This window comes from Noviherbaspirillum sp., assembly GCF_036846085.1.
Taxonomy (GTDB): Bacteria; Pseudomonadota; Gammaproteobacteria; order Burkholderiales; family Burkholderiaceae_D; genus Noviherbaspirillum.
The window spans coordinates 1-8,539 of the sequence record NZ_DAIUCO010000231.1 but is presented as its reverse complement, the minus strand read 5'-3'; the positions used below and the strand labels follow the sequence as shown (position 1 = coordinate 8,539).

Sequence of the window (8,539 nt, the reverse complement as noted above, 5' to 3'; positions counted from 1 at the left end):
ACACCCCTCCTTGCAGGACGCATCTGCGCTTGCAGGCGCAGACCGTTCAGCAGGCGTGCAGCATGCTGCACGAAACCCCTGCCTCACCCCTAACCCTCCCCCTACGAGGGGGAGGGAACCTTACGGAGATGGATCAGGATGCAGCGACTTTCTCAAACGCCGGTTCGATCCACTCAACCAGATCAACAGTGTTTAACCCCCAGGAAGTTGGAGTTGGCCCGCTCGGTGAGCGGGCCCTTTTTCTGTCTTGCCTGCACGCGACAGCCGCGCAACCCGACCACCATTACATAGACCGCCCTATCGACCATCATGACTCCAAACGACGACAACGGCCGCCTGCCCCCGAACGAACGTCCCTTCCGCGTATTGATCATTTCCGGTTCCGACCGGCGCCAGTACAACTGCCCAGGCGTCGATTCCAAGTCGCGCATGCTGATGTTGCGGATGGCGGAGAAACTGCCGCAGGAATGGGAGATTGATTACGAGGACCTCGGCAATGTGTTCGCCCGCGCGCGTATCCAGAGCTGCAACGCCTGCGCATCGACCGCGATGTCGCTGTGCGTCTGGCCCTGCAACTGCTATGAGAAGGACAACAAGGACGAGCCCGACCTGATGTGGGATCTCGACCTGTATGCGCGGCTGGACCTCGCCGATGCCTGGGCGATCATCGGTCCGGTGAACTGGTACGGCCCGACCTCCAACCTGAAGCTGATGTTCGACCGCCTCGTGTGCATGAACGGCGGCAATCCGCGCGAGGAGCTGATCGAGCACAAGAATCCGGAACTGGCGATGCAGCTGGAGCATGCGCCGGAATGGAAGGAGCTTGCGCTAAACCACCTGGAAGGCCGCAGCGCCGGCTTTTTCTGTTATGGCGACGATGCGACTGAGGAGCGCGACGCATCTGGCCGGCCGCGCTATATCAGCGCGGCGCATGCGCACTACTTCAATCCGGACGACGAGCCGAAAGACCAGCGGGAAACCTATGCGCCGCTGGTATGGCAATCCCGGTTCTCCGGCATCGAGGTGCCGGACGACCTGTGGCACTACCAGAGTTTCGGCAGCGGCAGGATCTACAGCGATACCCAGGCCGAGCACATGGCGCAGGATGCGGCATTCCTCGCGGAATTCGATGCATGGACGGCACGCTTCGCCGGATTCGTCGCCGCCAAGGGCAAGGTCCCTCCGGGGAGATACCGGGCATACGGCTACCAGCGCCCGGCGCATCGCTGGAACGAAGTCAAGCTCTGGTGGCGCGATATATCGATGCGGACCGGGCACGCCCCGCAGGGATCATCGCCGCGGGTGCAGGAGGAATTCGGACTGAACAAGGATGTGACGATGTCGCCGCAGAAAAGCGACGGGGAACGCCTGCGCGGGAAAGCACGCTGACATCCTTGTCACGGCCGGAGGCGGCCGGCCATCAGGCCTTCGGTTCCGGGGACGTCTCGGCGGAACGATACCCGATGCGGAATCCGCCCCAATGCTTGCCGCCGACATAGATGGGCACGGACAGATCGTGCATGACTTCGCCGGTGTCCCTTTTATAGGTTTGCAAAAGGAAGGGTTTCGTATTCGAGCCGCAACGTGATCCGGTGCGGTCATTGAAGATCCGCTTGGTGCGGTTGTTCACCAGGTCGATGTCGTAGTCGCCGGTGAGCGGCCTGGAAAATTTCCGGTTGTGCGTCGGAAAGTATCCCCGGTCATCGACGGCACCGGCATACGCGAGTTGCGGCATCTCGTCCAGAATGGCTTCCTGTATCGCCGGCAGCACCTTATCGGTAAAGGCGTCGAATGCCGTCGTGTGCTTCGGCGGATTGGTATTCGGGATCGGCGTGTAGGTGCGGTCGAACAAGGCCTGCTGGCTGATCCGGCCGTCCGCAATCGCTTCCTCGAACAGCTTCCCGATCGCTTTCGATGCGCGTTCGGCGACACGCCGGACGGCGTCGTGCGTCGTCGGCACGTCGCACTGCGACAAGGTATCGAACAGGCTTTCCCCTCGCTCGGAAAGCTGCATCGCCGATGTGGTTGCCTCCGGCAAACCGTCCCTCGTCGCCACGATGCCGTCGCGGATGCGCGAGATTGCCGTGGCGATCCGCCGGGTGGTTTCCACGTGTTCCCGCGATGCTTCGGCGATCTGGTGGATTTCGCTTTCCGACAAGCTGGCGGAGGATTCGATCGTGGACAGGAAGGCATGGACGCGTTCGACGTTGCCGGTGGCTTCGCTGACCTTGTCCATCACCTGCGCCATGCCGGTCGCCGCGCGCTCGGCTTCGTCATTGATGCCGCGCACCATGTTGCGGATATCGTCGGTCGCGGTTTTTGTCCGTTGCGCAAGCTGCCGCACTTCGCCGGCGACGACGGCAAAGCCGCGTCCGTGCTCGCCCGCGCGGGCCGCCTCGATCGCGGCGTTCAATGCGAGCAGGTTGGTGCGCATGGCGATTTCGGTGATCACTTCCGTGATCGTGTGAATCTGCTTCGCCTTTTCCTGGAGGACGGCCATGGTTTCGGAAGCGGCCGCCGCGTTGCTCCGCGCTTCATTGATCTGGTGCAGCCCGCGGTCCACCTCGGAGCGCCCCGCCGCGCTTTCATTGCGCACATCCGCGGCGACCCTGGACGCGCGCTCCGCATTGTTTGCGATGCGCACCGTGCTTGCCGCCGTATGGTCCGTCTGCCTGACGATTTCCTCCGTCGTGTGCAGTTCCTGGTCAACCTTTTTCTTGATGGAATCGACGAAAAACGATGTCTCGGCGGCACCGATCATGATGCGGTCGATTTCGTTTCCCATGGTCGCAAAGCGCCGGAAAAAATTGTTGCCGCGTTGCCGGCCGAAGGCCGCGAAAGCAATCACCGCGATCACCGAGGCGATGGCCGCGGCCGCGGCCGCAACCGATATAGCGCTTGCTGCGGGTTTTGTCATCCAGATTACCCCGCTGGCCGCAATTGTTCCCAGTACGACGGCAAGGCATCCGGTCAGGAGGGTACGCAGCTTCCCCATTGGTATTGATTTCATTGTCGGCTCCTCGCGACGATGGTTTCAAACGACTGCTCCATATTGACATTGTTGTTCTTATGATCTTTCACAGGTGCAACTATGCAGTCTACGCCTACTCGGTCGGAACCGAAGGCATTTTTATGCTGTAAGGATTCGTCTGTCACGCACCCGACATACCGGTTCGGCCACAGATGATTGCTCCGGTGAAGTCAACGGCAAAAGGTTATTGCTTCGATAAGGGAACTTTACGTCCGCATGGACGTACTACGGATAAAGCTTGTTTTCAGGCTGAACAAACCCACTCAACCATAAAAAGGAGTTGTCATGAAAACTGCTATTTCCATTTCTTTAGTGAGCGCGGCACTGGCCCTGAGTGCCTGCGCTTCTTCGACCCAGAATCCGGATGCCCAGCTTGCCAGCCAGATCAAGCAGGATATCGCCAGGACGGAAGGCATCGGCAGCGCCCAGAACGTCAATGTCGAGACTGCAAGGGGCGTAGTGATCCTGTCCGGTTTCATTGACGGCGAAAAACAGAAGCAGGACGCGGGACAAGCCGCGCTCAAGGTCAGCGGCGTGCAGCAGGTCTTCAATAACCTGCAGGTGCGCAGCCAGACTTCATCCGGCCAATAGGCCGTTTCAGCAGCGATTCGTATCTGCAAACCGGCAGGCAGCTTTGCCATTCACCCGGTTCCTTCCGGCAACGGATGGTACCGGGCAATTCTGCCGCTATCCACCCTCCTCCACTCCGCCGCCGGCACCGCGAAGAGCGGGCGGATTCCCTACGGCTTGCCCGCCATGTGTGCTGATAACGGCAACCGCAATTTGGACTTGCCTGCCGAAAGCGCAAGAGAGTAGCGGCGAATTTGCAACAGTACGCGGAAGCTTGATCTTTGCACCTTGCTTATGGGAAACGTACTTGCTAACGTAGAGCTTCCATCCAATTTCTTCCCTGATCTCAACATGCTGCTCCGTGACATTGCCGATTTGATGATTCGCACTACTGCCGTAGTGATCGGTGTTTCTTCCCTGGCGCTGATGGCTGCCTGCGTCGTCGCGGTCTGAAACACCCGGCCCAAGCAAAAAGGCTCCGCCGTTGCGGAGCCTTTTTCATTCCCTCGTTTGCAGCGCGGAAAATTCCCTGTCTCGGAAGCACCCTGCCCCGTTGTCCTTTACTGCCCGGTCGATCCCTTTGAAGGATTGATGAGGTACTTCGTTCCGGTGCTGCGCTTGCCATAGGCGGCGATGGCCTCCATGCTTAACGCCTCCTGCAGCGAAATCTCCTTCGTGTAATTGCTAGCGAAGGTGGTCTTCAATTCGGCGGCGACACGCTGCTTGAGCCGCGCCACGTTCGCCGGGCCGATCTTCTGCAGGAACGGAAACAGCAGCCAGCCGCCCATGCCCCAGGTCATGCCGAAGTCGCGGACGATTTCCGTCGGCCGGGTGTCCAGGCCACCGTAGATGTAGACCTGCTTGAAGGTCGTCGAACCGTAGCGGCTGTATTCCTTGGCGGTCCGGTTTGCCGCCGCTTCCATGCAGCTCAGGATCTGTCCGGCAAGCCTGCCGCCGCCGATGGCATCGAAGGCGATGGTGGCGCCGGTGGCGACCAGCGCATCCGTCAGTTCCTGCATGAAGGTGTCGGAACCGGAGTTGCAGACGTACTTCGCGCCGTTCTGCCTTAGCAAGTCGACCTGCTCCTGCGAACGCACGATATTGACGAGATCGATCCCGTCCTGCAGGCAGATCCGGTTCAGCATCTGGCCGAGGTTCGAGGCGGCCGCCGTATGCACCAGCGCCTTGTGCCCTTCGGCGCGCATGGTTTCGGTCATGCCGAGCGCCGTCAGCGGGTTGACGAAGGACGATGCGCCTTCCGCTGCGGTCGTTCCCGGGGGCAGCGGCAGGCACTGCTCCACCGGCACGCAGCGGTACTGCGCGTACATCGCGCCGCCCAATACCGCGACCGTTTTCCCCATCAATTGCTGCGCCGCGCCGGATGAGCCGGCGCCCACCACCACGCCGGCGCCTTCATTCCCGACAGGCATGGACATATCCACGCGGGCGGCCATGCTCTTCATGCCCTTTTCGGGAATCGGCGCGCTGACAACCGGGCCATCTGCTGATTGAGTGACCTTCGCCGCGCTCATGTCGGCCGCGCCGAACAGGAGCCCGATGTCGGACGGATTGATGGGCGAGGCTTCGATGCGCACCAGGACTTCGTCCGGTCCGGGTGTCGGTATGGGAACGCTGACGAGCGACAGTTCCAGTTCGCCGCTGCGTTTGACGAGTGAGCGCAATTGCAGCGCGGTTTTTTCCGTGTTCGAACTCATGTGCTGTCTCCTCGATGAAATGAAATGCGGCCGGATTGATCGTGCCGATGTTATCACCGAAGAGTTTTGCGGGTATGCCGCCGGAAGGCGGGCCGGCCCCGTGCCGCGCCGGAGATGCGGCGTCAGTAATGCAGCGCGACTTCCGGTACGGGAAGAAGGGATGCGACCGACTCCGCATTCGCCCGCAGCGCCAGTTCGAATGCCGCGTGGTCCGCCTCGGCTTCCGCCAGCCGGGCCTCCAGCGCCGCCATGCGTGTCGCCATGGCGTCGAAATCGCGCTTGGAAATGATGTACGCGACGTGTCGATTGTTCCGGGTGATGGCGACCGGCGAGTTCATCGCGGCATCGAGCAGCTGGCCGAAACGCATCTTGGCGTCCTTGGCATTGAAAACGGGTGTGGTTGCGGCGGTAGTCATCACTCAAGCAATCGCAGAAAAAGAGGAATGTGAGATCAATATTGGCACCGCGGTTTACTTAGTACCGTACGCTGGCAGACAAATCGCGACGACTAATAACAGCGTGCCGGCGCATCATCACGGAATCCGGCAGTACAAGCATCCGTACATAGGGCCCGGATGCGCATCGTGTTATCAGTAAGACCGGATTCAAGGCTTTCAGTTTCTCGATTCAGCGGCAATGCCAAACATTTAGTCGAGAATGCAGACACGTCGATCACGTCACCGGGGCATGGGTTATGTCGCACATCGACCACAGGCGCGTTACATGAACGTCATTACATCGGCAGCAGGATCGATATCGTCATGGACACGAACGGTGAAAAGGAGACTGATCGGGACGGTCCGGAATGCAGTGCTTTCCGCGCCAGCCATGCTCGTGCGGCAGGCTGCCCGGAGCCGCGCGAAAACCGGTGCGCAAAGCATTGACATGCAGGCGGGGAATATTGCCGTGCGGGCCATATCCATGCAGTGGACATCAGCGTATAACAAAGGTAATCCTGCAATCACGAGCTGAAATATCTCCTAAGTCGCGACGCCGCTGTTGGGCCTTTTCCCCTCGGTGTGCACAACACCACCCCAATGAAGGTCCCATGTCCGCTTATTCCCGTGCCGCGCACCACCGCGGCAATCTCTTGCTTTCCCTGCTCGACGATGCCGATTACCGGCAGCTTGCGCCCCGAATTGAACGGGTCAGCCTGAAAATCAAGGACGTCGTGACGCAGCGGGGCGCTCTTCCAACCCATGTGTATTTTCCCGTCGGTTCCGTCGTGTCTGTCCTGGCCCATATGGTGAACGGCGCGGCCGTCGAGATCGGCACGATCGGCCGGGAGGGGTTTCTCGGCATCGAGGTGCTGGCTGGCGGAAACAACTGGACGGAAACCACGATCTGCCAGATCGACGGCGATGCACTGCGCATGCGGGCCAATGACTTTATCGAGGCCATCCATGGCGATACGCCGCTGCGCCGCGTCACGCAGCGATACATGCTGGTCTATTTCAGCCAGATCGCGCAATCCGTCGCCTGCAACCGGCTGCACACCATCGAAGCGCGATTCGCGCGCTGGGTCCTGATGACACACGACCGGGTGGACGGCGACGATTTCCAGCTTACGCAGGAGTTCCTGGCCACCATGCTCGGCGTGCAGCGTCCGGGCGTCAGCCTCGTCGCCAGCGCCTTTCAGCAGGCGGGACTCATCCGGTACAGCCGGGGCAGGATGTCGATCTTGGACCGGGCCGAGCTTGAGGAGGCTTGCTGCGAATGCTATGCGATCGTTCAGGATCAGTTCAGGAAAATGCTCGGCATCCCGGACAGGTAGATCGGCGGACAGGCTATTCATCTTCGCCTGCCGCCGGCATACCGTTGCCGGCCCTAACGGCCCGGTTTCGCCGCCGTGGTTTCTCCACGGATCAGCCATATCCGGCTATGCCTGCCTGGCGCAAGGCTGCTGTTGACGATGGCCACGCCACCGTCGCGATTCACCGCCAGCTTTGCCGTCAGCAATCCCTGGTGGCTGCCGTTTCCGCCACCGGCGGGGTCGCCACTGTGCGGCACGACTTCCGGCGCGCCAAACGTTTTCCCGCCGTCGGCGGAAACCGACATGCCGAGTCCGCGCGGCCGTCCGCGATGGTCCGGAAACAATTCATAGATGACATGGAGGCGGCCGGCGGCATCCACGCCCAGCGAAGGATAAGCGGCGCTGTCGACGCCGTTCGGCAGCGGCGCCGATATCTCGCGCGGCGCATCGAACCGTCGTCCGTCGGCGGACCGGGTATAGCGGATCCGATACCTGTCGAACGGGCCGCCCCTGCTTTGCGCGTAGACGAGATGAAGCACACCGTCCGGCGACACCGCGAGCCTCGGCGCATCGGCGTACCCTTTTCCCGGCGCGACGAGCTGCGGCTCGCCGAACGTCGCGCCGCCGTCGGCGGATTGCGCGACATGGATATCGGCGTTGTCGTTTTCGCCAGTCGTCCATGCGAGGTGAAGCGTGCGGTCCTTGCCGAGCGCAAGGGAAGGCGCGCGCGCCGGCTTCGCAGTTCCGCCGCCGGTGATTCGCTGCGGCGGCGTGAAACTCTTTCCGCCGTCGATCGATCGGCCGAACCACAGCGGGCCGTCATATTCGGTCCATGCCACGTACAGCGCGCCGCCTGGTCCGGCGACGAGATCATAGCTGCCGTTCTCCCACACCCTGGCATTGATCCTTCCCTTGCCGTCGCCGCCGATTGAACCCGACAGATTGACCGGTTCCGAAAAAGTCGCGCCGCCGTCGTCCGAGCGGGCGAACAGCATGTCGCCGCCGTGGGACCCGCCGGAAAAGATGATCTCCTGCCAGAGGACGTAGATGCGTTCCGGCGATTCCGGCGCCCGCGCCATCTTGGGAATCCAGGAAAAGGTGTCGCCGCTGCGCGAGACATTCACCGGTTCGGCGGGCTGCCTGCCGCCATCGGCGGATATGCGCTGGAAGAACACATCCTTGCGCGCCTGATCGACCCAGGCCACGGCGACATTCCCGCGCGGGTCGATCGACACCGTCGGATCGTCCACATAGTTATAGCGGGAATTGTTCTGTTCCCATGGTCCTTTTTCACCTGGGCCGGTGGTGATTTCGATCATGTCTGTCCACGCGACCGGCGCTGCGGTAACGGACAGGGATAGCAGGGCGAGGATGGCGAGGAACGCGGGGCGCGGACGGGTCATGATGCGGGCGACGCGGGAGTGCGCGTGGGAGGATGGGTGTCGAGTTTGGACAGTCGGTGGTGGGAAT

At 61.4% G+C, this 8,539-nt stretch carries 7 protein-coding genes; 3 read left to right on the top strand and 4 right to left on the bottom strand.

What is annotated here, in order from left to right; genetic code table 11:
* The first annotated feature begins 309 nt into the window (after window positions 1–309).
* The gene (locus tag V7080_RS20675) at window positions 310–1,389 is read left to right on the top strand and encodes an NAD(P)H-dependent oxidoreductase (RefSeq protein WP_334190276.1); all 1,080 of its coding nucleotides are present in this window, start codon (window positions 310–312) and stop codon (window positions 1,387–1,389) included.
* Window positions 1,390–1,420: 31 nt separating this feature from the next.
* Here V7080_RS20675 and V7080_RS20670 read toward each other — a convergent pair whose 3' ends face one another.
* A complete protein-coding gene (locus V7080_RS20670; protein ID WP_334190275.1) occupies window positions 1,421–3,010 on the bottom strand; it encodes a methyl-accepting chemotaxis protein in 1,590 nt (529 codons plus the stop codon).
* A 306-nt stretch (window positions 3,011–3,316) separates the two neighbouring features.
* Here V7080_RS20670 and V7080_RS20665 point away from each other — a divergent pair, with 306 nt between their 5' ends.
* The gene (locus V7080_RS20665; protein ID WP_334190274.1) at window positions 3,317–3,622 is read left to right on the top strand and encodes a BON domain-containing protein; all 306 of its coding nucleotides are present in this window, start codon (window positions 3,317–3,319) and stop codon (window positions 3,620–3,622) included.
* Between the two features lie 539 nt (window positions 3,623–4,161).
* Here the strand turns inward: V7080_RS20665 and V7080_RS20660 are convergent.
* Both V7080_RS20660 and V7080_RS20655 read right to left on the bottom strand, forming a co-directional pair.
* Complete coding sequence (locus V7080_RS20660) at window positions 4,162–5,316, bottom strand: zinc-binding dehydrogenase (protein WP_334190273.1); 1,155 nt, start codon at window positions 5,314–5,316, stop codon at window positions 4,162–4,164.
* Between the two features lie 122 nt (window positions 5,317–5,438).
* Entirely contained in the window at window positions 5,439–5,732 is a 294-nt protein-coding gene (locus tag V7080_RS20655; protein WP_334190272.1) for a type II toxin-antitoxin system prevent-host-death family antitoxin, read from the bottom strand.
* Window positions 5,733–6,364: 632 nt separating this feature from the next.
* Here V7080_RS20655 and V7080_RS20650 point away from each other — a divergent pair.
* A complete protein-coding gene (locus V7080_RS20650) occupies window positions 6,365–7,090 on the top strand; it encodes a Crp/Fnr family transcriptional regulator (protein ID WP_334190271.1) in 726 nt (241 codons plus the stop codon).
* A gap of 53 nt (window positions 7,091–7,143) precedes the next feature.
* Here the strand turns inward: V7080_RS20650 and V7080_RS20645 are convergent.
* A partial coding sequence (locus V7080_RS20645; protein WP_334190270.1) for a sialidase family protein occupies window positions 7,144–8,539 on the bottom strand: 1,396 nt, incomplete at its 5' end.

Coding starts and splice junctions, on each gene's coding strand:
- V7080_RS20660 (WP_334190273.1), bottom strand. CDS start 5,316: ATGAGTTCGAACACGGAAAAAACCGCGCTGCAATTGCGCTCACTCGTC.
- V7080_RS20670 (WP_334190275.1), bottom strand. CDS start 3,010: ATGAAATCAATACCAATGGGGAAGCTGCGTACCCTCCTGACCGGATGC.
- V7080_RS20655 (WP_334190272.1), bottom strand. CDS start 5,732: ATGACTACCGCCGCAACCACACCCGTTTTCAATGCCAAGGACGCCAAG.
- V7080_RS20665 (WP_334190274.1), top strand. CDS start 3,317: ATGAAAACTGCTATTTCCATTTCTTTAGTGAGCGCGGCACTGGCCCTG.
- V7080_RS20675 (WP_334190276.1), top strand. CDS start 310: ATGACTCCAAACGACGACAACGGCCGCCTGCCCCCGAACGAACGTCCC.
- V7080_RS20650 (WP_334190271.1), top strand. CDS start 6,365: ATGTCCGCTTATTCCCGTGCCGCGCACCACCGCGGCAATCTCTTGCTT.